This window comes from Enterococcus termitis, assembly GCF_001730305.1.
GTDB lineage: Bacteria > Bacillota > Bacilli > Lactobacillales > Enterococcaceae > Enterococcus_L > Enterococcus_L termitis.
In genome coordinates this window covers 79,508-103,517 of sequence record NZ_MIJY01000023.1, presented here as the reverse complement: position 1 = coordinate 103,517, position 24,010 = coordinate 79,508, and the positions used below count along the sequence as shown (strand labels likewise).

Annotated in this window: 27 protein-coding genes and 1 other annotated feature; of the genes, 4 read left to right on the top strand and 23 right to left on the bottom strand. The window is 34.4% G+C overall.

The window, feature by feature from the left end; genetic code table 11:
- Positions 1-140: 140 nt before the first annotated feature.
- On the top strand, positions 141-1,001 hold the full coding sequence (locus BCR25_RS10855; protein ID WP_083242652.1) for an alpha/beta hydrolase: 861 nt from the start codon (positions 141-143) through the stop codon (positions 999-1,001).
- Between the two features lie 59 nt (positions 1,002-1,060).
- Here the strand turns inward: BCR25_RS10855 and tig are convergent, their stop codons facing one another.
- The 11 genes from tig to pepG1 all read right to left on the bottom strand — a co-directional run bounded on the left by tig (position 1,061) and on the right by pepG1 (position 9,652).
- Positions 1,061-2,344: a trigger factor gene (tig, locus tag BCR25_RS10850; protein ID WP_069663623.1), complete on the bottom strand. Its 1,284-nt coding sequence runs from the start codon at positions 2,342-2,344 to the stop codon at positions 1,061-1,063.
- Between the two features lie 666 nt (positions 2,345-3,010).
- Positions 3,011-3,541 (bottom strand): hypothetical protein, encoded by a 531-nt coding sequence (locus BCR25_RS10845; protein ID WP_069663622.1) that lies wholly within the window; start codon positions 3,539-3,541, stop codon positions 3,011-3,013.
- A 186-nt stretch (positions 3,542-3,727) separates the two neighbouring features.
- Complete coding sequence (locus BCR25_RS10840) at positions 3,728-4,396, bottom strand: amino acid ABC transporter permease (RefSeq protein ID WP_069663621.1); 669 nt, start codon at positions 4,394-4,396, stop codon at positions 3,728-3,730.
- Complete coding sequence (locus BCR25_RS10835) at positions 4,397-5,242, bottom strand: transporter substrate-binding domain-containing protein (protein WP_069663620.1); 846 nt, start codon at positions 5,240-5,242, stop codon at positions 4,397-4,399.
- Positions 5,243-5,251: 9 nt separating this feature from the next.
- The gene (locus BCR25_RS10830; protein ID WP_069663619.1) at positions 5,252-6,712 is read right to left on the bottom strand and encodes an amidase; all 1,461 of its coding nucleotides are present in this window, start codon (positions 6,710-6,712) and stop codon (positions 5,252-5,254) included.
- Positions 6,713-6,839: 127 nt separating this feature from the next.
- Positions 6,840-7,163, bottom strand: coding sequence for a hypothetical protein (locus BCR25_RS10825; RefSeq protein ID WP_069663618.1), 324 nt, complete (start codon positions 7,161-7,163; stop codon positions 6,840-6,842).
- Between the two features lie 100 nt (positions 7,164-7,263).
- Positions 7,264-7,668 carry a GFA family protein gene (locus tag BCR25_RS10820; protein ID WP_069663617.1) on the bottom strand — a complete coding sequence of 135 codons (405 nt, stop codon included), beginning with the start codon at positions 7,666-7,668 and terminating at the stop codon, positions 7,264-7,266.
- A 105-nt stretch (positions 7,669-7,773) separates the two neighbouring features.
- Positions 7,774-8,166, bottom strand: a complete 393-nt coding sequence (locus BCR25_RS10815) for a hypothetical protein (protein ID WP_069663616.1) — start codon at positions 8,164-8,166, stop codon at positions 7,774-7,776.
- Positions 8,167-8,284: 118 nt separating this feature from the next.
- Positions 8,285-8,707 (bottom strand): activator of HSP90 ATPase, encoded by a 423-nt coding sequence (locus BCR25_RS10810; RefSeq protein WP_069663615.1) that lies wholly within the window; start codon positions 8,705-8,707, stop codon positions 8,285-8,287.
- A 169-nt stretch (positions 8,708-8,876) separates the two neighbouring features.
- A complete protein-coding gene (locus tag BCR25_RS10805) occupies positions 8,877-9,230 on the bottom strand; it encodes an MmcQ/YjbR family DNA-binding protein (RefSeq protein ID WP_069663860.1) in 354 nt (117 codons plus the stop codon).
- A 278-nt stretch (positions 9,231-9,508) separates the two neighbouring features.
- On the bottom strand, positions 9,509-9,652 hold the full coding sequence (pepG1, locus tag BCR25_RS19905; protein WP_071879532.1) for a type I toxin-antitoxin system toxin PepG1: 144 nt from the start codon (positions 9,650-9,652) through the stop codon (positions 9,509-9,511).
- Positions 9,653-10,819: 1,167 nt separating this feature from the next.
- On the opposite strand from pepG1, the gene BCR25_RS20895 reads away from it, so the two are divergent.
- A complete protein-coding gene (locus tag BCR25_RS20895; RefSeq protein WP_342715820.1) occupies positions 10,820-10,978 on the top strand; it encodes a hypothetical protein in 159 nt (52 codons plus the stop codon).
- A gap of 260 nt (positions 10,979-11,238) precedes the next feature.
- Here the strand turns inward: BCR25_RS20895 and BCR25_RS10795 are convergent, their stop codons facing one another.
- From BCR25_RS10795 to BCR25_RS10755, 10 genes are all read right to left on the bottom strand, one after another.
- Positions 11,239-12,432 carry a hypothetical protein gene (locus BCR25_RS10795; protein WP_069663614.1) on the bottom strand — a complete coding sequence of 398 codons (1,194 nt, stop codon included), beginning with the start codon at positions 12,430-12,432 and terminating at the stop codon, positions 11,239-11,241.
- A gap of 1 nt (position 12,433) precedes the next feature.
- Positions 12,434-12,865, bottom strand: coding sequence for a hypothetical protein (locus BCR25_RS20160; protein ID WP_139124571.1), 432 nt, complete (start codon positions 12,863-12,865; stop codon positions 12,434-12,436).
- Between the two features lie 155 nt (positions 12,866-13,020).
- Positions 13,021-13,350: a nucleotide pyrophosphohydrolase gene (locus BCR25_RS10790; RefSeq protein ID WP_069663613.1), complete on the bottom strand. Its 330-nt coding sequence runs from the start codon at positions 13,348-13,350 to the stop codon at positions 13,021-13,023.
- Positions 13,338-15,071 carry a DNA/RNA helicase domain-containing protein gene (locus BCR25_RS10785; RefSeq protein WP_069663612.1) on the bottom strand — a complete coding sequence of 578 codons (1,734 nt, stop codon included), beginning with the start codon at positions 15,069-15,071 and terminating at the stop codon, positions 13,338-13,340. Before BCR25_RS10785 ends, BCR25_RS10790 begins: the two co-directional genes overlap by 13 nt.
- Before the next feature lie 411 nt (positions 15,072-15,482).
- Positions 15,483-15,698: a helix-turn-helix transcriptional regulator gene (locus BCR25_RS10780; RefSeq protein ID WP_069663859.1), complete on the bottom strand. Its 216-nt coding sequence runs from the start codon at positions 15,696-15,698 to the stop codon at positions 15,483-15,485.
- A 357-nt stretch (positions 15,699-16,055) separates the two neighbouring features.
- The gene (locus BCR25_RS10775) at positions 16,056-17,024 is read right to left on the bottom strand and encodes a DUF1002 domain-containing protein (RefSeq protein ID WP_069663611.1); all 969 of its coding nucleotides are present in this window, start codon (positions 17,022-17,024) and stop codon (positions 16,056-16,058) included.
- Positions 17,025-17,146: 122 nt separating this feature from the next.
- On the bottom strand, positions 17,147-18,268 hold the full coding sequence (locus tag BCR25_RS10770) for a 5-methyltetrahydropteroyltriglutamate--homocysteine S-methyltransferase (RefSeq protein ID WP_069663610.1): 1,122 nt from the start codon (positions 18,266-18,268) through the stop codon (positions 17,147-17,149).
- Positions 18,269-18,331: 63 nt separating this feature from the next.
- Positions 18,332-18,588: a binding site (T-box leader), on the bottom strand.
- A gap of 94 nt (positions 18,589-18,682) precedes the next feature.
- On the bottom strand, positions 18,683-19,279 hold the full coding sequence (locus BCR25_RS10765) for a hypothetical protein (protein WP_069663609.1): 597 nt from the start codon (positions 19,277-19,279) through the stop codon (positions 18,683-18,685).
- 124 nt (positions 19,280-19,403) lie between these two features.
- A complete protein-coding gene (locus BCR25_RS10760) occupies positions 19,404-19,793 on the bottom strand; it encodes a type II toxin-antitoxin system death-on-curing family toxin (protein ID WP_069663608.1) in 390 nt (129 codons plus the stop codon).
- Positions 19,793-20,050, bottom strand: a complete 258-nt coding sequence (locus tag BCR25_RS10755; RefSeq protein ID WP_069663607.1) for an AbrB/MazE/SpoVT family DNA-binding domain-containing protein — start codon at positions 20,048-20,050, stop codon at positions 19,793-19,795. Before BCR25_RS10755 ends, BCR25_RS10760 begins: the two co-directional genes overlap by 1 nt.
- A 189-nt stretch (positions 20,051-20,239) precedes the next feature.
- Between BCR25_RS10755 and BCR25_RS10750 the strand changes: the two genes are divergently transcribed.
- Positions 20,240-21,145 (top strand): helix-turn-helix transcriptional regulator, encoded by a 906-nt coding sequence (locus tag BCR25_RS10750; protein ID WP_069663606.1) that lies wholly within the window; start codon positions 20,240-20,242, stop codon positions 21,143-21,145.
- A gap of 64 nt (positions 21,146-21,209) precedes the next feature.
- On the top strand, positions 21,210-21,755 hold the full coding sequence (locus BCR25_RS10745) for a ClbS/DfsB family four-helix bundle protein (RefSeq protein ID WP_069663605.1): 546 nt from the start codon (positions 21,210-21,212) through the stop codon (positions 21,753-21,755).
- Between the two features lie 144 nt (positions 21,756-21,899).
- Here the strand turns inward: BCR25_RS10745 and ptsP are convergent, their stop codons facing one another.
- Together ptsP and BCR25_RS10735 are read right to left on the bottom strand one after the other, a co-directional pair.
- The gene (ptsP, locus tag BCR25_RS10740) at positions 21,900-23,627 is read right to left on the bottom strand and encodes a phosphoenolpyruvate--protein phosphotransferase (protein ID WP_069663604.1); all 1,728 of its coding nucleotides are present in this window, start codon (positions 23,625-23,627) and stop codon (positions 21,900-21,902) included.
- Positions 23,627-23,893, bottom strand: a complete 267-nt coding sequence (locus BCR25_RS10735; protein WP_010765749.1) for a phosphocarrier protein HPr — start codon at positions 23,891-23,893, stop codon at positions 23,627-23,629. Before BCR25_RS10735 ends, ptsP begins: the two co-directional genes overlap by 1 nt.
- Between the last annotated feature and the right edge of the window lie 117 nt (positions 23,894-24,010).

The following is a 24,010-nucleotide window of genomic DNA, read 5'->3' as shown; positions in this document are numbered from 1 at the left end:
GCGGTTCCTGATTTTCACACACTATCCAACCTTCACAAATTAACTCTTATCTTTGTGCGCATTAAACATAAATATTGGGTTTACTTGGGTTAAAATAGAAATAAGTTCGTGAAACTATTTAAAGTTACGGAGGAATTCTCATGCTAAAACAAGAATTTTGCTATGGTCAATTAGACGATCTATTGTTATCTATGACCTTTTATTCTGATGAACGCACAACTGAAAGTAAAGCTACACTGCTCTATTTCCATGGTGGTGGTCTGGTTTATGGTGAACGAGATGATCTACCTAATTCTTATTGTGAACTACTTGTAGAAAATGGCTACAATCTATTGACTGTCGATTACCCGTTAGCACCAGAATGTAAACTTGCTGAGATCGACTCTTATCTTCAAAAAGCGATCGATTGGTTTTTGGCTAATCATCAAACTACATTGGGATTATCTAACGCTGATTATTTTTTATTCGGGCGATCTGCTGGCGGCTATTTGGCTTACTTACTCTCTTCAAAATACCAAAAAACCGAACAAAAAGGAATGATCAGCTTCTATGGGTACTACGATTTGACTGATCCTCGTTTTAGCCAGCCTAGTAGTTATTATAACCAGTTTGCTAAAGTAGCACCACTAGCAGCACAAGCGTTGATCTCTCCTAAACCCAAAGCAACCATATCGATCAACGAACGTTTTTCTCTTTACTTATCAGGTAGACAATTTGGGAATTGGTTAAATTATTTAGTGAAAACTCCTAGTGAAAAAAATACTTTTAGCTTATCCGAAACAGATTTAGCAAGCTTACCACCGGCTTTCTTAACTCATAGCTCTGATGATCATGATGTACCTGTTGAATTTTCTAGAAAAGCAGCTACTCTTATCCCAGCAGTGACTTATGAAGAAATCTCAGATTTGCCACATGATTTCGATCGTGACCTAAACAACGGAGAAGGGCTGCGTATTTATCGACTATTGATTGGTTGGTTAGATCAAATTACTTCAAAATGATGATTTTCAGCAAAAAAAAAAGGCATTCCTCATGAAAAGGAATGCCTTTTTTACTTGAATTATTTTTCTGTTGCAGTTTCAGTAATAACTTCTACAGCTTTCTTCATGCGAATATCATGTTTCAACATGTCTTCAGTTAAGACTTTTTTCACTTGATCGATCGGCATGTTGTATTGTTCTGATAATTCTTTGATTTCGTTTTCGATTTCTTCTTCAGAAATTTCGATATTTTCAGCAGCTGCGATCGCTTCGATCACAAGGTTTGTTTTCGTACGAACTTCTGCTTCTGCTTCAAATTGTTTGTGCAAGTCAGCTTCAGTTGTTCCAGTTAATTGGTAGTACATATCTGGAGCGATCCCTTGACGTTGCATGTTGTTTAAGAATTCATCCATTGAACGGTGAACTTCATCATGTACCATTACATGTGGAAGATCAACGATTTCTGCATTATCAACAGCTTGACGAATAGCAGCTTCGTCTTTTGCTTCTGTTGCAGCAGCTTCTTTAGATTCTGTTAATTCTTTGCGGTATTTTTCTTTTAATTCGTCTAATGATTCAACTGAATCGTCAACGTCTTTTGCAAATTCATCATCTAATTCTGGTAATTCTTTTGCTTTCACTTCGTGAACTTTCACTTGGAAAACAGCTTCTTGACCAGCTAAGTCTTCTGCTTGGTAATCTTCTGGGAAAGTAACATTTACTTCAACTTCTTCGCCAGCTTTTTTGCCAACTAATTGTTCTTCAAAACCTGGAATGAATGAGTTAGAACCTAGTTCTAGAGAATAGTTTTCACCTTTGCCGCCTTCAAAAGCAACGCCGTCTTTAAAGCCTTCAAAGTCGATAACAACTGTGTCGCCTTCAACTGCTGCTTCATCTTCTTTGATCACTAATTCTGCTTGTGATTCTAATTCACGTTGGATGCGTGCATCAACGTCTTCGTCTGTTACTTCGCGGTCTTGTTTTTCAACTGTTAAGTTTTTGTATTCGCCTAATTTTACTTCAGGTTTTACAGTGACTTCTGCAGTTACAACCCAATCTTCGCCTTTGTTCATGCTTTCAACGTCGATTTTTGGTTGAGATACTGGATCGATTCCAGCTTCTTTGACAGCTGCTTCGTAAACTTCTGGTAATACAGCGTTCAACGCATCTTCATACAAAGCTTCTTCACCATACATACGGTTGAATACTTGACGTGATACTTTTCCTTTACGGAATCCTGGAACGTTAAGATTTTTTTTGACTTTATCAAATGCTTGTTTCAAGCCTTTTTCAATTAGAGTTTGATCAACTGAAAAAGTTAACACACCATCGTTGGTGCCTTTTTTTTCCCATTTCGCAGACATTTGTTTCCCTCCGAATAACTTAATTTTATACATGAATTGATGTTATGCATACCTTTAAATAGTACACTATAGCTGGTTAATTGTAAACATTTTAGGTGAGAAGAAGCGAAAATATCCCAAGATTTTTTTATTCTTTCGCATTCTGGTTTATTTTTTTTACTTCTAAACAAATATCAAGGCAATAACAATGTTAAAAAACAACTGTAAAGCTTCTATTTTTTAAAATGTTTCTTGAGCTAATCTCTCAACTGATTCTATTGTCAAAAGTGAATCCAAACTTAATAAACCAATTCCAATAACCATTCTTTTATTTGCATTCATAACATATTACAATTTACTCTGTAGGTAATTTATTTATCTGCGGAACGTGAGCATATAAGCTTATCTATCCGACACACTATAATTTGTATGAGCAGCTACCTTCATCTCTAAAAAACTAAAATCAATACAGCCTTAGACTTAATATAGTACATTATCGTTTACAAATTACAAATACATCAGGATATTCAATTAATTTCACCCACTTAGAAATTGTTCTTCAAAGATAAAAAAACCAGTCTCACCAACCAAAGTAACTCCAGCTTCGCACTGAAATGCATGAAAGACTCTTCTTTAGCTTGTAGTTAATAAATTCCCTTTTCCCCAATTTTAATCAGCTTTTAGCTTTCAGATACACCATTTTTCAAAATATCTTTGCTCTACTTCTGTTACTCTTCCTAGAGGAACTCCAATTCCACGCCCACGATCATCAAAGATGAAAAAATAGTTTTTTTCAATTGCAATTGCTCGTGCACGACCTCGATGAAAGAGTAAATTCTCTTCATTTGTCCATACACAGATACTAGAAGCATCTCCTTGTAGCCTGCAGTTATTCATTCCTTGAGGATCTCCATTAAATTGATAGTTGATGACATGTTTTTTTATTTTAGTCTCTAATCTTTTCCACGTCCACTGATCACCAGATTTTCGATAGAATAAAATAATCGCAACAATAACAAATGGAAATAACAATATTCCAAAATCTGGTGCTAGATAGACACACAGAACCATTACCACTACAGCCACTAAGTACAAACTCATCAATGTACTCTTTTTTAATACCTTATAGCTATCGTTCAAGTCATGATAATAGCTATATTCTTCTACTGCTAAATAATCTTCCAACAACAAATTGTACTCCAACTCGATTTTTTCCATTCCAAACTCCTTATATTTATGACTTTTACCATTCATTATGTCATTTTTTACTACCTAAAACAACTGAACATTAAGATTCACAAAGAGTTTAGACTGTTATTTAAATCTATGCGTTAACTTTAAGCAAAAAAGCAATAGCAACGTCTACTTACGCTGATTCCATAATACTCATTAAATTGTCGAATCCTACCTATTTCCTTCATACCGCCCCTCATAATACTTCTCCAAGCGCTGTTGTCCCCAACCAATTGCGATACACAACAACCAATACATCACAGCCACTAAAACATACATCGACATATAATCAAACGTTCTTCCGCCGACAATTTTAGCTTTTTGAAAAATATCTGGAATCGTGATCATTGCTGCCAGTGAAGTGCCTTTTAATAAATCCATTGCCACATTTCCTAAAGCTGGTATCGAAATTCGAAACGCCTGGGGCAAAATAATTTTCCGCATCACTCTTCCAAAAGGTAATCCCAATGCATACGCCGCATCCCATTGTCCCGCATCCACTCCAGCAATTGATCCTCGATAAATTTCAGCTATAAACGCACTACTCGTCAAACTAAAACAAATACACGCTGCGGTCAGCGCACTTAACTGATACGGCAAGCCAAAGTACAACAGAAAAAGCAGTACCAGCCCTGGCACACCTCGCAAAAAAGAAATATAAAACCGGACAAGTCCTTTTAATAGTTTAGAAGGCAGCATACCCAACATCGTCAATAAAATTCCTAAAATGTTCCCGATAAAAAAAGTCACAATACTAATTCCCAAAGTATAAGGCAAACCTGTCAATAAAAACGGAATAGATTCAATCATTAACCGAACATCAAACACAGGAATATACATCTATTCTGCTGAAACACTTTCTTCAATTTTTTCCTTCGGTTCTACTGACACATCTGTTTGGAAATACGTTTCGGAAATTTTCTTCAAGGTACCGTCTTTTGACATTTCTTTTAAGGTAGCATTGATTTTTTCATTGAGTGATGTGCTTTCTTTTTTCATTAAAAAGCCCGTTGAGTTGACATTGAAATATACATCTTCTAAGATTTTAACAGGAATATCCGGTAGAGCATTTACAGACATTTTTTGTAAATAATAATCATTTAAAATCACATCTGTTCGACCATTGGCGACATCCGTTAGATATTGATCATTGGTCGCATTATCGTAGGTCACTAATGTTGCTCCATATTTCTCTGCGATTTTCATGTAGTTCGTATTTGGTTCTCCAGCCGCTTTTTTGCCTTTTAAATCTTCAAGAGAAGCAATTCCCGAATCATCACTTTTACGGACAATCATACTATCAAACGAATACTTGATCGGTGAGGATAAAAGGAACTTCTTCTTTCTTTCACCTGTTAGACTAAAATCATTTGCTGCTAAATCTGACTCGCCTTTTGCTACTGACGTGATTTGTCCATCTACGTTATATTCTTTAAATTCAACCTTAAGATCCAAACGTTTGGCAACCTCTTTGATTACATCAATGTCATAACCAGTCAATTCATTTTGATCATTATAGTAAGAAGAGGGAAACAGCGTTCCAGATGTAGCAACAGTTAATGTCTTTGCTTTTTCGACATTTTCCCAGCTTCGGTCTTTTCCTGAAGTCTTTTCATTTGAACCACCACACGCCGCTAAAACAAACAGCAATACAATAACACTAAAACTAGCAATGATTTTCTTCATATATTCCTCCTAAGGTTCTCTATAAAATTTAGGTAATAAGAATTTTTGTTCCTTTTCAAAAAGCTCTCCCACTTGAAAAAGCAAGTCCTCTCTTCCTTTAGAAGCCATAAACTGAACGCCTAATGGCAAGCCGGATTCAGCCACATGTGTCGGTAAACTGATCGCAGGCTGACCGGTCAAATTAGCTAGCTGAGTGAACGGCGTAATCGTCAAGCTTTTTTCAAACATGTCATAAATCAATTCCTGCAACTGTTTCTGAGAGAGTGTTTCTGCTTGCGCTAACTCCTTACGAATTTGTTCACTTTGCAATTCTGCATCAATTTTTGGTGCTGTGTCAGCAGCTGTCGGCGTTAAAAATAAATCATATTCCTCAAATAATTGCTCCATCTTATATGCCGCTTGATCCCACAATTGTAAAGATCGTGTATACTGACTTGCAGATAGCTGTATGCCATATTGATAAATTCCCCAAGTCATTAATTCCATATCTGCTTTACTAAGTGGTCGCTGCAATGATTCTTGAATCCCTTCAAACATGGCGGCTGTTTCTGCTCCATTCATCAAATAATAGCTGTCGATCAATTGACGGCCATTGACTGGATAGGAAACCTCAGTCACTTGATGTCCTTGTTTTTCTAAAAAATCAACGGCATTATGAACCGCTTTTACAGCTTCTGAAGAAACAGGAGTTCCTACCGGAGATTCAGTTAAAAAAGCGATCTTCAAGCTTTTTTTCTCTGTTGCCGCTTGATGGGACCATTCTGCCTTTGGCACTTGATACGGCGCTGCTTTTTCCGTTCCTCGTAAATGATAAAACAGTGTTTCCGTATCTCTCATCGAAACCGTCAAGGCAAAATCAATCGAAGCACCTTGCCAGCCCCGCCAACCATTTGGTCCTACTGGCATACTGCCACGTGTTGGTTTTAAACCAATCAAGCCGCTAAACGAAGCTGGAATCCGAATCGAACCACCACCATCACTTGCCCCAGCAATCGGAAACAAACCACTAGCGACAGCCGCGGCTGCTCCACCGCTAGAGCCCCCAGGTGAATAGTCTAAGTTCCAAGGATTTTTTGCAGGTCCATAAATCAGCGGATCAGAAATATTCTTAAACCCAAATTCAGGTGCATTGGTTTTTCCCAATGGAATAAATCCTAAACGCTCCAACCCTTGAACAAAATGATCCGTTGATGTCGCTCGTTGTTCTTTGAATAGGCGTGAACCTGATGAAGCCTTCATGCCTTTTTTATCCTGTCCCAACATTTTCAATGGAATTGGTAAGCCAAAAAACGGGCCGTTTTGCGTATCATTTGCTTTATATTGCTTTTTTGCTGCCTCTGCATCCCAGTCAACGAATGCATTTAATTCGGGATTTCGTTTGTTTAATTGCTGCTCTCGATCATCAATCCATTCAGTGACACTCAGCTTTTTGTCGCGAAATTGTGTTGCATAGTACAAGCCGTCCTTCATGATTCTTTCCTCCTTCTCTTCCGACGATTTTATTATACAGGCTGCTGTTGTTTTTTTATGTTGATTTGCTTAAAAAGACAGATTTAAATCAATTGACCTTCCTTTTGAGATGGTTTGCTTGTTTCATTTAGTTCATCCAAATAAGCAATAAACAAGCTACCAAGCCAAGAGCTACAACGGCAAAATTAATCAGCTGTTGCTTCGTTCCACCAATATAATCAGGTGTCTCGTGTTTATAGCTTGGATTGACCGATTTAATACTATAATCTAATGTACTGCTGAAAAAAACATCTGACGGAATCATAAAAATCAGCATGATCCCATAGATGATCGCCGTAATCGTAAAAATGGAGAGCTTGATCCATAGACTTGCTACTGCTCCTATTATTAAAGGAATAAGAATATAAAGTAAGCAAATAAGTAACTGTCTTTTTAATCGTTTATTTTTCATATCTGAACATCTCCTAATTTTATATAAATATTTTTAAGTGTATTAAAAAGAGTTCAGGCCTTGTTTCCTAAACTCTTTTTTGATTTATTTAAACAATCGTTTATTGAAAATCCACTTCATTTTTCTTTACGGTGTCATTAGAAAATTCGTAGTAGCACGGTTTATTATCATAGAATATTTCTTCAATAAAAGTAATTTTTTCTTCTGGTAAATCTGAAATGATCGCTGGTGGTACAAAGTATTCATTTGTGGGTTTAAATCGATAGAATAAGCTTGTCCCACACTTATGACAAAAGCCACGTTCACCAACCTCAGAAGAATTTAAAATCGACAGTCCATCTGTTTTAGTAAAATGAACATTTCCACCAGCTTCTAAACTTGCAAAGCCAGTAGACCCAGTTAATTTTCTGCACATTGAACAATGACAAACCGTTAAGCCAAAATTTTCTAAGTCCAATTCAAATTGCACTGATTCACAAAAACAAGCACCTTTATAATGAGTCATTTTCTCACGCTCCTTGTAGATAAGTCTAGGTGAAGTCCTTTGACATGTCTAGCGAACAGAAAATTAAATTTATTTGAACATATTGTCGATTCCCACTATCTTTTGTCATTCTTCATACACCATAAGACCATATCTTCTATGTATCAGTTCTGCTAATTGTCTTATTTGCTTTTTTGTATAAGGACGAACATTCCAAGCTACAATGGTTTGATCTTTAAAATGAAAGTGAATTTCTTGGGAAATATACGTCCCTTTCGCTCCATGGATTGTCGGCTCTTGAATTGTTGAGCCTAACTCTTTCGGCAAACAGAATTTCATTAATTTTTTCATATCCAATTTATCAATTTTTCTATCGAAGACATTTAAATTATTTCTTGCATAATAACGACTTATGATAAGCGTATCATTTTTCGCTGTATAGTACGTATTAAGATAACGCCATGGCATAAATATGCATAATATAAGATAAATGGGATTTTGTGGTCTGATTTTTTTCATTATTTTTCCTTTTCCACTGAAAAAAGTAAGACAATAATCAGTTTTTCCTGATTATTGTCTCACTTTTTTTCGTCTTAATTTTTATCGTTTTAGCTGTTTGTTTCAATCTGCTTATGCATCAATTGCTTAATCTTATCAGTTCCGTTCCTGCTTTATCCCATAAATCATTCATCATATCATAATACTCATCATCCATCACAACATCCACGAGCATTTTCGTTTGATCACCCATAGGCTTAAATAGGTAGTGCTCGAGCATTTCTGCAAATTCAGGAACTTCCACATATTTACCATCTGTAACTTCTCCTAAGAATGCGAATTTGATTTCTTTTTCTGGTTCAAAAACGACCACTTTAGAAACCAAACCATTCCCTATCTCATCAACAAATGAAATCGTTTCGTTCAATTTCATCTCACCAGTATAGGTTGATCCTGTTTGAAAAGCAGCCGCCCATATTTCATATTTGCTACGATCAACGACAAGCTGCCAAGCCTTTGCGGGAGTACAATTAAGTAAGAATTCTTTTTTGATATGTTTCATTGTAAATCCTCCTTTTACATCTTTTGGTGGAGATTTTTTAGTATATTTTTTCTGTATATAGTATATCATGTAAGCGGACTCAATACAGTCATACACGTACTGCTGATTGATAAATTGCTACATTTTATAATGTTACTTAAAATAAATTAAGAATAGTCGTTTTTAGCCTTCAAGTTAGTTTGAAGCTATCATCGATTAATCCAGCAATTTGACCAAGACTCTCCACAGCAGAAAGATCTATTGTGATCCAATGCTCTTTATTCATATGATACGCTTGGTAGTATCCATTTTTATTTCTTACTATCTCATTTAATTCTGGATTTATTTTTAAATTAATGACATCAATTTTTATCTCTTCATCTCCATAAAGTTTATTTCTAGGAATCGTCATTATAAGTCCAAACCATTTTTTCTTTCGCTTATGCCGAAAGACACAATAGTTAGGGAACTTTTCAAAAATAAATTCTGGATAAATCGTGTACTTTTCAACTATATAATCAATGATATTTTCACGTTCAATCATGTCTTTGATTTTCCTTTCATCAAGCTGAGCCTTCTTATTAAAAAAATGACTGCTTTCTGATTTTTTACTTTTACATTCTAGCTTCATTTGCAAAAGAACTCTATTGTTTGATCTTTTTGAGACCCTTTCTATGGATATGGAAAAAAAAATTGTTGTATGCTATAATACAAGTGATAAGAGAGATATGCGCTAACATACCTCTCCTATGTAGAGCCGTTTAAGACGGTAGCGAAGTTTTTATATGATTATGAAATAACCGAACTGGCTAAAGTTGACGGTTATTTCTTTTTGTCGTTTTTAAGCAATTCTACAACTAAACGAATTAAAGCAATGGTAAACATACCAAAGCTTAGTATCAGTTTAATTGTATCCAATGCTGACAAAAGGCTTCTCCTTCCATAGATTTTAGTACTCACTTTCATAAGCACCACCACCTTTCAGAAGTCGCCACCGTCATAACTTCTCTACGATGATAAGTATATCATACTAATTAGACTTTTTAAACGAAGGATTTCACTTTTATATGACTACCATTCGATAGTAAAAATAGTCTTTGGAAAAAAAATTTTGTTATTTTTCCTTATATATAAGAGGTTGATTTTAACCTGTTATTTAATTTTATTTTTTACAAAAGTGACTAGATTTCTCCCCTACTTTTTGTATATACTGAGGAAGTAGAATAGAAAAGATTGCTCATTATTAGCTTTGTAAAAAAACTGTGATAAGCAAAAAAAACAGTTCATGTGGAAATGGACTGTTGACATCAAAATATAAAATTGAATTGGCACTTCACTGTCCGGCAGCAACCAGACAGATGAAGCCTTGTAACGACAGCGGAAACTGCCCTGACAAGTTGCCAATAGTGCTAGCAGCAGATACTAGCTTTTTTCAGTGCACTCAAGGTTTGTCTATTTTTCTATAGACTTCTTGCTTTTAGTGTACGAAAAAAGTGATAGCTGTTTCTTTGGGACTATTGCAAACGATATTGGGTGAGTTTACCTGATATCGTTTTTTCTATTCTACAATTTAGTGAAAGGAGGTATTTTTCAAGTCTCAATTTAAAACAACATTAAGGTAACAACGTTCACCTTGTACTTTGCAGCATCTGCTCTGTCTTCATCAGTCGCAGTGGTGTAAAATAAAAAGGCACTTCATCATCTGACAGCAATCAAATGATGAAGCCTTGAATAGACAGCGGAAACTATCTATACAAGTTGCCAATTACTAGCACTTTCGCACTAGTTCTTTTATTGTACCTAATTTTTCTGTTATTTTCTAGCACATTTAGAAAGTTTTAGTTTAAGGAAGGTTTTTTATTTAGTTCTTGCGTTTTTTCTAGGAATTGATGGCGGTATTGGTAGTCCACAAACTCCAATAGCGTTTTTTTGTTTTATGTTGAGCAGACGGTGATATGAATACAGCGAGGCTTGGAGGGATAAGATGAAAGTCATTTGTGTCACTGGGTTTTAATTAGAAGTTGCCTTGGTCAATGTGTATAAACAGTACTGAAGAATGAAACGTTGAATGATGTTGTTCAGCGTTTCGTGTTACTGGTTTTAGCGTATTTTTAAAATAGGAGGAAATGGGTTATGAAAAATGAAGGTCAGAGTTTAAAAGCGATTCCTTATCAGGATATTACGGATTTACAGCATACGTTAGATCGGTTACAGTCTTGGGAGGAGCCGCTTGCTGTGTTGGAGCATTTTTTCAGTTTCGGAAAGGACCGATTAATAAGAAACAGGTTGTGAAGGAGTATTATGCTTGTGGGCATTTGTTTCATGCTTTTTTTGAGGAGTTTATGAGGTTGATGGTGGTTGAGGAGGAGAAGGTTAGGAAGTTTGATGGGGAGAGGAAGGTTTCGAGTGAAGTTTTGAGGAAGTGATTTGATAAAAATAAACTAGGTTCAATACATTGAATGCTCCTAGTTTATTTTGTATGATTATTACATTTCACCAAATACTGAGGATACCCTTATATACTATAACAAAATATTTTATTGATTTATATTTCATGATATATCCTTAATCTCTTCATTTGAAATTATAATATTATTTTCTTCCATGATATTTAAGGTTGCCTTTTCAGTTACTTTTTGTAATTTTGCTACACTATCAAATGAAAACTTAGCTGACTTACTCAATTTTGTTTTTGATGATAGTTCTATAGTTTTTGAAACAGTTTCTTCTCTCTTATTATTGTCTAGAAAGCTTTCCAAATCTTCTATTTCATTTTCTAAAATTGAAATTTCTTCATCACTGTTCTTACTTTGCTTTAAATTATAAACTCTTGTTTGGTGTAGATTAACCCTTTGTTTAGCTACGTTTATTAAAGTAGGTAAAAATCCTATTCCAAAAGCTACAATATAACAAAGAGGACTATTTTGAGAAATAGATTTATTTTCAAAAAATCTATAATTACTATGTTGAAATTTACTTCTCACAATCAATTCAGAACAGATGATTCTTAAATTATTTTTTTCTTTCACTAAAACTATTGGTCGGTTGGTGTTTAAAAAATTTCTTTTAAACTCTATATTAGGATCAATTTTTAGTTTACTATCTTCCATATTTTTAATAATGGATTCCAAAGAATAATTCATTGTTTCTATTTCTTCCATATTTTTCTCATAAAAATTAAGTTTCTTTTCTAGAGCCTTTATTTTTGCCTTATTAGCTTTATCAATAATATTTTTAGAAGTTATAAATCTAATTATTGTGTTTTTAAGAGAAAAGTTGGAACTGTTCATTTTTTGTTTCATTTCAAAAAGTGATTCTTTTTTATTTGGCAGAATTAGTTGATTCTTATTGCAAAAGGTAACAGTGGCTCTATAGGCTTCAAATATTACAAATATTTGTGATGAAAATTTATTAGGAAATAATGATATTGGTGAACCAAGATGATACCATTTGACTATATCTTTTTTATTATTAATATTCATAATACCAGATGAGTACTTAGTATATTGATTTCCAATATTTACTGAGTCATTCAATACGTATATATCTTTAGGATTAGTACCTTCAATTAATAATGCTCTAATGCTATTAATCAATTCATTCTGGTAATATACATTATTGATGGTCTTACTTATTCTTGTTATTTCCCAACCACTATACAAAGAATCCCGATTGCTAATAAGCTTAACAGTAGGCTTTCTTAAATCATTTTTTTTATTTTGCATTAATTCTGAATATCTATCCATTTTATTCTCCTTTTTGTTTCATTTTCAATAATTGATCCCTTTTTTCTTTTAGAAGCTTTTTATTTTTTTCTTTTAAACGTTCGATTTCTTTTACATGTTCATTTTCTTGTTCTATTTGTTCTTTAAAATCTAATTCGACTAAATTTAACAGAAGTAAACTGACACTGAGTGCCGTCAATCCCCCCCTTGAAGAAAATGATATGATATTTTTAATAATGCTAGAATCAATAATATTCCAACAAAATATCCCTGATACAACTAAAATTCCTATTAAAAAACTATAGTGCTTAATTCTATTACTGCTAATATTTTTGAACCAAGATAAAATTGGAGTTGAAATTGTCATAGTATTGGTAAGTATGGTTATGTATATTAAAAAATTATTAGCGATACTTGAATTATCATCTCCTAATAAGTATAAAGACATAAACATAGTGATTAGACTCAAAGCTATTAAAATATAATTTGGTAGATTAGTTTTTTTGATTTCAATCGCCTCGATTCAAATTAGATTTGTGTTTCTACTTAAGTATACAAATAAAAATTAGAATTTTTTACATTAAGTTCCAATATTATCTTTTGGCGTATCTATAACTCCGTATACTTCTCCTTAATCCCCTTACTCTTCTCAACAGGATACTTCCGATCATTCAACTCCAACTTCTTCTCAATAATCTCCTCAACGTTCAACTCCAAATCAGATGCCAACATCAAGCTATAAATCAGGACATCTGCCAATTCCTGTTCAATATTCTCTTGATTCTTCTCTTTCGCTTCTTCACTTGTTTTCCACTGAAAGTTCTCCAGCAATTCAGAAGCTTCTAAAGAAATTGAAATCGCTAAATCTTTTGGATTATGAAATTGTCGCCAGTCTCGGTCATCTCTGAATTGATTAACTTTCTTGATTAATTCGTCCATTTTGAATTCTCCTTTTGAATTGTCATTAACTTCTCTCTTAGTTTATCATCACTTGCGTAAATATATAAACCATTGATTCCCCGTTTTAACAAAACATTGATCGAATTCAAAATGATTTGTTCTTTCACTTTATCAATATTTTCGATTCCGTCACGACTTTTGAATGCTTCTGAATCTTTGTATTTTTCAATATCGATTTTCAATTCATTCTTTTCAGCATCGTAACCGATTGAAGGTCCTAAAATCACCCCAACATAATTTAAATCAAAGCCTTGTATTGTATAAATTGAACCAACCTCGTTAATTGTTGCTTCTTCTTCTGCCCAGCTTTTTTTATAATCAGTACGGTTCCATGGCGCAGAAAAATCCCCTTCTTCAACAAGATAATCTTTTCCATCTTTTTTATGTGTATAGTCAAAGGTTGAAACGATTCTACTTAAGCCAAATTTCTGATTTTTTGCTTTTATTTCCATTCGCATATCTTCAGCACTAGAGAAAAATCGGAAATCAAAATCCTTATCACCAAATCTTTTTTCTGATTCAGTCTTTTCTCGCTTTGTAACTTTAGGAAATGGCAAAATTTTTCGATTCACGAATGAATCTACCCAATGTACAATTTCAGGATCAGCTTTCATTCTAAATTGAGTTGTTAAATGGTATTCTTCATGAATTGGATATTTATTTTTTATTTCAACAAGACTATCTACATTCCAGTGACTTTTTAGTTTTAACACTTGTTTTTCATCAAATACAACAATCGTGACTTTACTTCTTTTGATAACCTCTTCCAGTTGGTTCTCAAATTCAAAGTTATTGTACTTGTCCTTTGTAGAAAGTAGTAAATGAGATTCATCTACCAACACGATGTCTGCTTTTTCTCGTTTTCCTTTATCAATGTCATTAATAAAACTTGTTGGTTTCATAAAATTTTTCTTTTTTAAATTTGGCAAACTTTCAGCAATGCTCTTATATGTTTTCAACATCTCATTATGATTCACCAAAAGATAATTATTATCCTGATTAAAGTCAGTAAACTCATTGACTTCTTTCTTTTCAGCTAAGTCTTGTATTGTTTTAAATATGGAGCTCAAAACTACGCTTTTCCCCGTTCCTGCTTCTCCTGCAATAAAAAAGACGTGGTGCTCGTTTTCCGTATCAGCTAAGCTTTGTTTACAAAAATCAATGACCTTTTCTTTTAAGTCTTGTTGTTCAGGTGATAATCCACGAAACGGTGATAATTTGAACGTATCTTTATTTCTTAAAAAATCAACGCTATGCTTAACAATTTTTTCATCTCTAAGCCGAGTCCAAATTTTTGGAAACAGCACTTCATCATAGTAGCTTTTGTCATAATAGTTATGCGATTCACTACCTTTGATTTGGCTTCTATTCACGACTGTATATTTTTCGTCAGCGACAAAACAACTGATTAAATTCGTCTCTATATTCAACGCTGCAGATACGTTCAATGTGTCATGTCCAATCATGACAATTTTTTTCATCATTGCTTTCTTATTACTTTTTAGATGCTCAGACATTCGTTTATCAAATCGATAACTTTGTCCGACATATGCTTCTGGTAGCTTTTTCTTATCTGTATTATATAAGATATATAAAATAGGATAATTTGTTTCAAAAGGATCTTTTAAATTTCCAACCTCTTTTTCACAGAAATCGTATTCTTTAAGTTGGATTTTTATAGTATCATCTTCATATTTCATACTTCCCACTCCCCTAAACACATTGTAACAATTATTTTCATAATAGGGAATCTTTTATTCAATAAAGTTCTAATTTTCAAATAACAATAGATATTTGAAATAAAAAAGGTCCTTTATAATTGTAAAATTTGATTTTCTATATCTGTTTGAGTTATTAAATTATTTTTCTATTAGTTGTAACTACGATAGATATTTCATTATCTACAAAATTCAGTCAAGAACAGACTTCACACCTAAATCGAGTTTTTAATTTTCTAATTCATCTCCATCATATAAGTTCTTCCAAAATAGATTTCAAATCTTTAGGACAAGATAAATGAATTATCTTGTCCTATTTCCTGTATCAACCATCTTCTACATATACCCAATCTACTGGTGTTTATTTATCCCAGAATCATTTCAAAAATAGTTCTATTTATCCGCAGATTTCCCTTCCCCCTTCAATATTTCATCAAGTGAAAAATCAAAGAAAAAACTTAACTCCACTAGTGTATCCAGATTAGGATACGACTGTTCATTTTCCCATCTTGAAACGGTCTGTCTAGTCACATGGAAGATATCTGCTACTTGTTGCTGTGTCAATTCTTTCTTTTCTCTATTTTCTTTTAGCAAATTTCCAATTTTCATCCTATTATCCCTATCCTTACCCATTTTTTCTCTACTTCTCCAATTCCTATAAGTTAAATATTGCATACTATAAGTGATTTAAAAAGCAATTACAATGTTACATAGACCTTGCAGGCACGAATCTTTTATTTCTTTTTTAACATAAAAAGAACAGGAAAAACAAAGGAAATAAATCACTTCGTTTGACCTGCGCTTTTTCTTTATGCTTCATTGCTCTTTATAGGAAGAACAGTCTGATTAAGTAAATCAGCTGATGATAGTGTCTGTTTATAAACCAGCCTTTATCTAGTAATTTTGAACAAAAAAATGAGTGGAACATGACTCTCTTAGTCATATCCCACCCACACTTTGATCAAACTATTTCCCTGTGATCGAATCCCAAAGACCGCTGAAGAAACTTTTGATGTTTTCCCAAAGTCCTTTTGATTTTTCTTGTAGCTGTTCTTTTGTTTTAGTTAAATCTAATTGATTAACAAAATCATCAAAAATATTCTTATCTTTCATATCGCTCATCAATGTCGTTAATTCGTTGACCTGATCTGATGTCATAACATCTTGAATTCCTTGACTTTTTAGAGCATTGTCAACCGCTTGTTGGATGTCATCTTTTGTTAATTTTGTTCCGTCAGCTGTTTTGGCTGCTAATTCTTTTTTGGCTTCTTCTTGTGCCGCATTCAGTGCTTCATCAGAATAGCCTTCTTTGTCTTTATTTTCTTCTGTGATTTTAGAAAGAACATCCATTTCGTCCTGAGCAACACCCACACGATCACGATTGATGATTCCACCTGACTCTTCTACGATTTTATAGACACCAGCTAAGGCACCTGAACCGTCGATCGGTACAGCTGAAGCAACTGTTAATTTAGCATCTGAGATACCAGCCGTCAGAGCGGCATTTTGATATTGAGCTGCAGTGATTTTGGTAATATTTTCTGGTGTAGCGATATCAACAGTGATACCATCACCTTTTTTCTGTGTCTCCATGCGAACAGAACTGTAGACCGCCCATTCCTTGTTGAAGCCGCCATCTGGGATGAAGCTCATCAAGTCAGCTCCGTTCGTGGTGTACGTTGGGGTTTCTCCTTTTGCACCTAAGGCTTTTAAAGTATACTCTTTTTGCTCTTGTGTTAATGCATTTCCTAAAGCTACTGCGTTTATTTGGAGCGCTTCTTCAGAAGTACTGCTTGTTTCTGTACTTGTAGCACTTGTCGCTGTGCTTTCGGTCGAGCTTTGTTGTGTAGCAAAGGCAGTTGTACCACTGTAAACTCCTGTAGAAAGTAAAAGTAAAGTCATCGCAAAAGCGAGTTGTTTTTGATTTCGTTTCATATAAATCCTCCTATAAAACTGTTCTTGTCATTAACTATACAACAATCTTTTTTGATATGCTTTACGGAAGATTCATTTTAAGAAAATTTTATTGTCTATCTTTCATTTTTGTCATAAAAATGCTATTTTTCTGTTCCCCACACCTCATTAGCGACATCGATCACCAATGCTAATTTTTTCCACTGATCCTCTTCCGTTAAAATATTGCCTTCTTCTGTTGAAGCAAAGCCGCATTGAGGACTTAAGCTTAATCTTTCTAATGGTACATATTTACTCGCTTCTTTGATTCTATTCACTAAGGTTTCCTTATCTTCTAATTTGCCGTCCTTACTTGTAACTAATCCCAAAACTACTTGCTTTTCTTCTGGAACAAAACGCAATGGCTCAAAATCTCCAGAACGTTCGTCATCAAACTCCAAGAAAAAGGCTTCAACATTTTGATTGCCCAACAATGTATCGGCAACTGGTTCATAGCCGCCGGAAGTAGCCCAGGTTGAATGATAATTGCCGCGACAGACATGGGTTGTTACATGTAAATCCTCCGGCAAGTCAGCGATCGCCTCATTATTCAAACGTAAATATAAATCCTGCAGCGCTTGAGTGTCATATTCGCCATTGGTCATCGTTGTCCAAAAGTTTTTATCCACTAACATGCCCCAAGTACAATCATCTAGCTTAATATCTCGACAGCCTAAGTCATATAAAGCCAAAATTGTTTCTCGATAGGCTTTGGCAATATCTTGATACAGCACTTCTCTATCCGGATAAAACTCATCTACCTTTTCTTCATTCGAACTACGAACCAATTCCGCTAACAATTGTGCTGGCGCTGGAATACTTTGACGAACAGGCGTCCCTTCCGCAATTTCCGTTAAAAACTTATACTCTTCAAAAACAGGATGATTTGGATTAAAGCTGATTTTTCCAGTTAAACGTGCTGAATCTGCACGCGTTTCTTCTCCATGAAACAAATACCCTTGATCCATCACATTATGCTCGATTCCATTGAATCCCCAGAAAAAATCAAGATGCCAATAACTACGGCGAAACTCTCCATCACTAATAACATTTAAACCAATTTCTTTTTGTTTTGCGACTAACGACCGAATCACTTGATCCTCGATTGTTTTTAATTCATCTGCTGAAATGGCACCAGATGCAAACTCTTCCCGCGCTTTTTTCAATGATTCCGGACGTAAAAAACTTCCTACGATTTCGAAATGATGTACTGAATTTTGACACATAATGTATTTCCCCCTCATTTTTTAAATAGAAAACAAAAAATCCCTAGAAAAGTCAAAGACTCTTCTAAGGATGTAATAAACATACATGGTACCACCTTAATTCACAAAAATTATAGGATTTTTGCCTCTACTCTAATACGCCGCCACTGCTTGATATTAGGATTCTTGCTAACGGGAATAACCGTGCACCTCTAAAATAATCTCTCGAAATGCCCACTCAAAAGCCATTTTCAAATTCGTTTTCTTCCGCCTCTTTTCAGCTACCAAGGCTCTCTTTTAGAAATTCCACAGAATTTTACTTTCTTTTTCTACGTGTTTTTTTATTCATTTTTAATTATGATAGCAGATGAAAAAGGTGGTGTCAAATGGATGCATGAAAGATTTTCTGATTTAATCTTCTACATGCAAAATATATCAAGGCCAATCGTATAGCACATCCGATTCTTCCTCTTCCATTAAGGTAATTATTGTATCAAATCTACTACCAAAAATTCTGTACTCAGATTCAATTACCTGAATCATCTGCCCTTTTTCTAGGCTCTCAAATAAATCATATGGTACTGTTAGTTTGTATATTTTCTTATACCCATCAATCTGCAAATTTAAATTAAATTCCTCTACAATGTTATCATAGTCTCCGCCAGGTGAACGGTATGAACCTACAACTTTTTCATTGATTTTCGCTTTCAATTCAATCTCTTTGACAGTACAAAAACTTGTTTCTGCTAATATATATCTGAACACTAACTGAATTCCCCAATAGATAAAAAACATCCCTGATATTCCAAATCCAGCGACTCCAACAACGATTACAGTTACAATAGCAAATTCAAACTTATCCTCATAGTTTGACCATTCTGTAAAATGTGTAGTTACCCATTGCCACATGTCTTTTAGAAATTCGATTTTACTGATCAGTAACCAACTTAGCAGGAATGTAAGTAACAAAATAATTATTTTATACAGATACGATGCTAGATAGTCCCCCAATTTATTTTCCTTCTTTACCATCTATTTACCCCTTTTTCTAGTGAAGATCCGCTTTTATTTTTAAATGAATCCATATTTTTTACGTGCGTTCTATAATAAATCTAATTGCTTATCTATAAATTAAATGCTTTCTTCACATTCTCATTTAAATATGACAAGAATTTTTTTCTAACCAAGAAACTACCTCTTCTTGCGAAACTTCATTAACGGCAATTCCCACACTTATATCTTCCAATTCACAGTCTTTCACTTTTAAAATAAAACCGTTTCTTTTCAAAAATATTAACATCGCTAAAACCGCCGTTCTTTTATTTCCATTATGAAAACAATGTTTCTTGATCAATTTTTCATATAGAATATAGGCTTTATCAAAAACAGTTGGATATAATTCTTTCCCAAATACTTCTTGCTTTGGTTGAGCAATCACCATTTCTAAAGAACCCATTTCTTTAACTCCAATTACTTCAAGCGGACTATAACGTTTAATCAAAGCATAATTCATTGCAATTACTTCTTCTATCGTCAAATACTTCATTATTTTTCAACCAAATTTTTAAACGCTTGATCATGTTTATTCATAAAAAAATCAATATCATCATAAAATTCCTTAGGAACATTATCTGATTTTATTGCTAAAGGTTTCTCCAATGAGACTTGTCCATCACGAATAATAAAATCTACTGTGTCACCTTCATTTAAAGATAATGCTTGAATGACTTCTTTAGGTAATGATGCCATATATGTACTTCCTTGTTTCCTAGTTTTTCTTGATTTTTTTATTATCTCAGTCATTTTTAATACCTCCTTGATTTTGTTTATTATAACATAAAAGAGTGTTTTCTGTAAAAAAAACACTTTTTTAAAATATATACATTTCTCGGTAAACCTACAATCTAGTATGATTCCCAACTTCAAAAACATTTCTCTCTCATGCTATAATAATCACAGATTAAAAACTCCACAACAAGAAGGTGACCCATCATGAAACTAAATAGAATGTTCGAAATCGTCTATCTTCTACTTGAAAGAAAAAAGCTTACCACAAACGAGCTAGCAGACTATTTTGAAGTCTCTAAAAGAACGATCCTGCGTGATATTGAAGCCTTATCCATTGCAGGAATTCCAATCTACACGACCAAAGGAAAAGGCGGCGGCATTTCATTGCTTGATAATTATGTATTAGACAAAACTCTTATTTCAACAGAGGAACAAAATCAAATTCTCTTTGCCCTTCAAAGTTTAGCTGCTACCCATCATTTAGACGCGACTGCTATTTTAAGCAAGCTGCAAACACTCTTTAGGAAAAGCGATACTAGCTGGATTGAAGTTGATTTTGCTCGATGGGGAAAAGCAAATTTCGATAATCATACATTCGATCTTTTGAAAAATGCTATTCTAGCAGAAAACGTGATTTCTTTTACTTATGCGAATTCTTATGGACAAACAAGCTCAAAAACTGTTTATCCATTAAAATTACTTTTTAAATCTAAATCTTGGTATATTCAAGCCTTTTGTATATCAAATCAAGACTATAGAACATATAAACTCAATAGAATCAGTCACATAGAAATACTAGACGAGTTTTTTTCTAGAAGCAGCTACACAGTACCAACTATCGGACAAGAAACTAGTCCTGTTCAGGTACATTTAAGCCTTTTGTTTTCAAAAGAGAGTGCCTTTAGAGCCTACGACGAGTTTGATATCAGTGAAATTCAAAAACAAGACGATGGTTCACTTCTTGTGACTACAGAGTTACCAGAAGACGATTGGTTATACTCTTTTCTTTTATCTCTGGGCGCTTCGGTTAGAGTCGTCTCGCCATTACATGTGGAAAAGAAGTTGATCAATTACATTGAAGAAATGAAGAAAAAATATTTCGATCTATAAAGTGACAGACAGTTGTCACCTTCTATATGATACGATGAGACTATAAAAAAGGAGAGTGAACATTATGCCAAGACCTACAACAAAAATTGATTTGATCACCACAGCGGATGAACAGTTTTCAAAATTATGGCAACTTATTGATTCTATGGATGATCAAAAACAACAAACCGCATTTGCGTTTAGCGAAGAGTTCTTACAAAAAAGAAAAGAAGCGCACTGGTTACGAGATCAGAATTTACGAGATGTATTGATTCATTTATATGAATGGCATCAGCTGCTCTTAAGCTGGGTGATTTCTAATCAAAATGGAGAAGAAAAATCTTTCCTTCCTGCTCCTTACAATTGGAGAAGCTATGGCAAAATGAATGAAGAATTCGTTAAAAAACATCAAAATACATCTTTGGATGAAGCAAAACAACTACTCAAAAAGAGCCATACTGACGTTTTGGAGATGTTTGAAACTTTTACAAATGAAGAGCTATTCGCAAAAAACACATTCACTTGGACTGGAACATCTACACTTGGAAGTTATTGTGTTTCTGCAACGTCCAGTCATTATGAATGGGCGATCAAGAAAATCAAACAACATATCAAATCGCTGGGGAAATAATTGTGCAAAAAAAATTTGTTGTCATTTGAATTGAATACGAATTTCTTTCTTAGAGCTTAACCTTATTTTTCTTTTTTTAATCATTTATTTCATAAAAAAAGTAGTCAAACCTTCAAAAGATTTGACTACTTTTATTCATTTCGATTACTTAGTGAACTCTTCAACTAATTCCATAACTTCTTCCATTGTATCGCAGTCATTCAACGCACGATCCGCAAGTTCAGTCATTTTCTTAGTATCTAGACGTTTCATCAAGCTACGTGTTTTAAGGATAGATGTAGCGCTCATTGAGAACTCATCTAAGCCCATACCTACTAATAGAGGCACCGCAGTTTGATCTCCTGCCATTTCTCCACACATACCAGTCCATTTACCTTCAGCATGAGATGCATCGATTACGTTTTTGATTAAACGTAAAATTGAAGGGTTGTAAGGTTGATATAGGTAAGAAACGCGTTCGTTCATACGGTCTGCTGCCATTGTGTATTGGATCAAATCGTTTGTTCCGATACTGAAGAAATCAACTTCTTTAGCGAATTTATCTGCAATCACAGCTGCTGCAGGAATTTCGATCATGATACCAACTTGAATCGTATCAGAAACGCTTGTTCCTTCAGAAACTAATTTTGCTTTTTCTTCGTCGAAGATTTTTTTCGCTGCTCTGAATTCTTTCAATGTAGCAACCATTGGGAACATGATACGTAAGTTACCATGAACAGAAGCACGAAGCAACGCACGCATTTGCGTACGGAACATTTCGTCACCACGTTCAGATAAACTAATACGTAATGCACGGTAACCTAAGAATGGGTTCATTTCATGCGGTAATTGAAGATAAGGTAATTCTTTATCTCCACCGATATCCATCGTACGAACCACAACAGGTTTTCCATCCATGCCTTCTAATACTGCTTTATAGGCTTGGTATTGATCTTCTTCTGTTGGGAAATCTGGAGAATCCATATATAAGAATTCTGTACGATATAAACCAACAGCTTCTCCGCCGTTATTGTGTACGCCTTCTAAATCTTTAGGTGTACCAATGTTTGCAGCTAATTCAATATGTTTGCCATCAGCAGTTACTGTTTCAGCATGTTTTAATTTATCCCATTCAGCTTTAAGGTCAGCATATGCTTTTCCTTTTGCTTCAAAATCAGCTTTTTCAGCATCTGTTGGGTGTACGATGACATCGCCATCGATCCCATTAACTGCTAAAATGTCGCCTTCTTTCACTTTAGAAGTGATTTCTTTTGTTCCTACGATTGCAGGAATTTCAAGAGAACGCGCCATAATAGCTGAGTGAGATGTACGTCCGCCGATATCCGTTACGAATGCTTTTACATACGTACGGTCTAATTGAGCAGTATCACTTGGAGTCAAGTCATGGGCAACCACAACTACTTCTTCGTTAATCATTGAAGGATTTGGAAGAGTCACTCCCAACAAGTGAGCTAAAATACGTTTAGCAACGTCACGAATATCTGCTGCACGTTCTTGCATGTAGGCATTGTCATCCATTGCTTCGAACATACCGATATACATATCAGTCACTTCTTTTAATGCTGCTTCAGCATTTACTTTGTTATCTTGGATGTTTTGTTTGATTTGACCAATCATTTCTGGGTCAGATAAAACCATTAAATGCGCATCAAAAACTTGCGCTTCTTCTTCGCCAAGGCTTTGTGCTGCTTTTTCTCTGATTGCTTGCAACTCAGTCGTTGATTTTGCTAATGCATCATCTAAACGGCTTTCTTCAGCAGATACATCATCTACAGATTTTTTGTCGAAAGATAGATCAGGTTGAACTAACAGGTAAGCTTTAGCGATAGCAACACCATCACTTGCGGCAATTCCTTTTAGCATATCAGACATTATTCTGACAATCCTTCTTTTTTCATTGTGTCAACGATTGCTGCTAATGCATCTGCTTCGTCTACACCATCAACAGAGATAGTAACGTCTGAACCTTGGCCAACGCCTAGAGACATAACGCCCATGATTGATTTAAGGTTAACAGATTTACCTTTGTATTCTAAGTTGATATCTGAGTTGAATTTACTTGCAGTTTGTACTAATAATGTAGCTGGACGAGCGTGAATCCCTGTTTCTGCTACGATGTGAAAATCTTTCTTTTCCATATGAATCGGTCTCCTTCGTAAGTAAAATAATTTTTTATGTTAGGGTTTTCCTTTCTCTGTTTGTTTCCAATGAAACACACATCTAAAAAATACCCTTTCAATTTTTAAGATTACCAT

Coding starts and splice junctions, on each gene's coding strand:
- BCR25_RS10780 (WP_069663859.1), bottom strand. CDS start 15,698: ATGAAAATTGGAAATTTGCTAAAAGAAAATAGAGAAAAGAAAGAATTG.
- BCR25_RS10755 (WP_069663607.1), bottom strand. CDS start 20,050: ATGACTGAGATAATAAAAAAATCAAGAAAAACTAGGAAACAAGGAAGT.
- BCR25_RS10735 (WP_010765749.1), bottom strand. CDS start 23,893: ATGGAAAAGAAAGATTTTCACATCGTAGCAGAAACAGGGATTCACGCT.
- BCR25_RS20895 (WP_342715820.1), top strand. CDS start 10,820: ATGAAAAATGAAGGTCAGAGTTTAAAAGCGATTCCTTATCAGGATATT.
- BCR25_RS10790 (WP_069663613.1), bottom strand. CDS start 13,350: ATGGACGAATTAATCAAGAAAGTTAATCAATTCAGAGATGACCGAGAC.
- BCR25_RS10840 (WP_069663621.1), bottom strand. CDS start 4,396: ATGTATATTCCTGTGTTTGATGTTCGGTTAATGATTGAATCTATTCCG.
- pepG1 (WP_071879532.1), bottom strand. CDS start 9,652: ATGAAAGTGAGTACTAAAATCTATGGAAGGAGAAGCCTTTTGTCAGCA.
- BCR25_RS10845 (WP_069663622.1), bottom strand. CDS start 3,541: ATGGAAAAAATCGAGTTGGAGTACAATTTGTTGTTGGAAGATTATTTA.
- BCR25_RS10830 (WP_069663619.1), bottom strand. CDS start 6,712: ATGAAGGACGGCTTGTACTATGCAACACAATTTCGCGACAAAAAGCTG.
- BCR25_RS10775 (WP_069663611.1), bottom strand. CDS start 17,024: ATGAAACGAAATCAAAAACAACTCGCTTTTGCGATGACTTTACTTTTA.
- BCR25_RS10795 (WP_069663614.1), bottom strand. CDS start 12,432: ATGGATAGATATTCAGAATTAATGCAAAATAAAAAAAATGATTTAAGA.
- BCR25_RS10835 (WP_069663620.1), bottom strand. CDS start 5,242: ATGAAGAAAATCATTGCTAGTTTTAGTGTTATTGTATTGCTGTTTGTT.
- ptsP (WP_069663604.1), bottom strand. CDS start 23,627: ATGTCTGATATGCTAAAAGGAATTGCCGCAAGTGATGGTGTTGCTATC.
- tig (WP_069663623.1), bottom strand. CDS start 2,344: ATGTCTGCGAAATGGGAAAAAAAAGGCACCAACGATGGTGTGTTAACT.
- BCR25_RS10745 (WP_069663605.1), top strand. CDS start 21,210: ATGCCAAGACCTACAACAAAAATTGATTTGATCACCACAGCGGATGAA.
- BCR25_RS20160 (WP_139124571.1), bottom strand. CDS start 12,865: ATGTTTATGTCTTTATACTTATTAGGAGATGATAATTCAAGTATCGCT.
- BCR25_RS10760 (WP_069663608.1), bottom strand. CDS start 19,793: ATGAAGTATTTGACGATAGAAGAAGTAATTGCAATGAATTATGCTTTG.
- BCR25_RS10815 (WP_069663616.1), bottom strand. CDS start 8,166: ATGAAAAAAATCAGACCACAAAATCCCATTTATCTTATATTATGCATA.
- BCR25_RS10820 (WP_069663617.1), bottom strand. CDS start 7,668: ATGACTCATTATAAAGGTGCTTGTTTTTGTGAATCAGTGCAATTTGAA.
- BCR25_RS10770 (WP_069663610.1), bottom strand. CDS start 18,268: ATGTGTCAAAATTCAGTACATCATTTCGAAATCGTAGGAAGTTTTTTA.
- BCR25_RS10810 (WP_069663615.1), bottom strand. CDS start 8,707: ATGAAACATATCAAAAAAGAATTCTTACTTAATTGTACTCCCGCAAAG.
- BCR25_RS10855 (WP_083242652.1), top strand. CDS start 141: ATGCTAAAACAAGAATTTTGCTATGGTCAATTAGACGATCTATTGTTA.
- BCR25_RS10765 (WP_069663609.1), bottom strand. CDS start 19,279: ATGGTAAAGAAGGAAAATAAATTGGGGGACTATCTAGCATCGTATCTG.
- BCR25_RS10785 (WP_069663612.1), bottom strand. CDS start 15,071: ATGAAATATGAAGATGATACTATAAAAATCCAACTTAAAGAATACGAT.
- BCR25_RS10750 (WP_069663606.1), top strand. CDS start 20,240: ATGAAACTAAATAGAATGTTCGAAATCGTCTATCTTCTACTTGAAAGA.
- BCR25_RS10825 (WP_069663618.1), bottom strand. CDS start 7,163: ATGAAAAATAAACGATTAAAAAGACAGTTACTTATTTGCTTACTTTAT.
- BCR25_RS10805 (WP_069663860.1), bottom strand. CDS start 9,230: ATGATTGAACGTGAAAATATCATTGATTATATAGTTGAAAAGTACACG.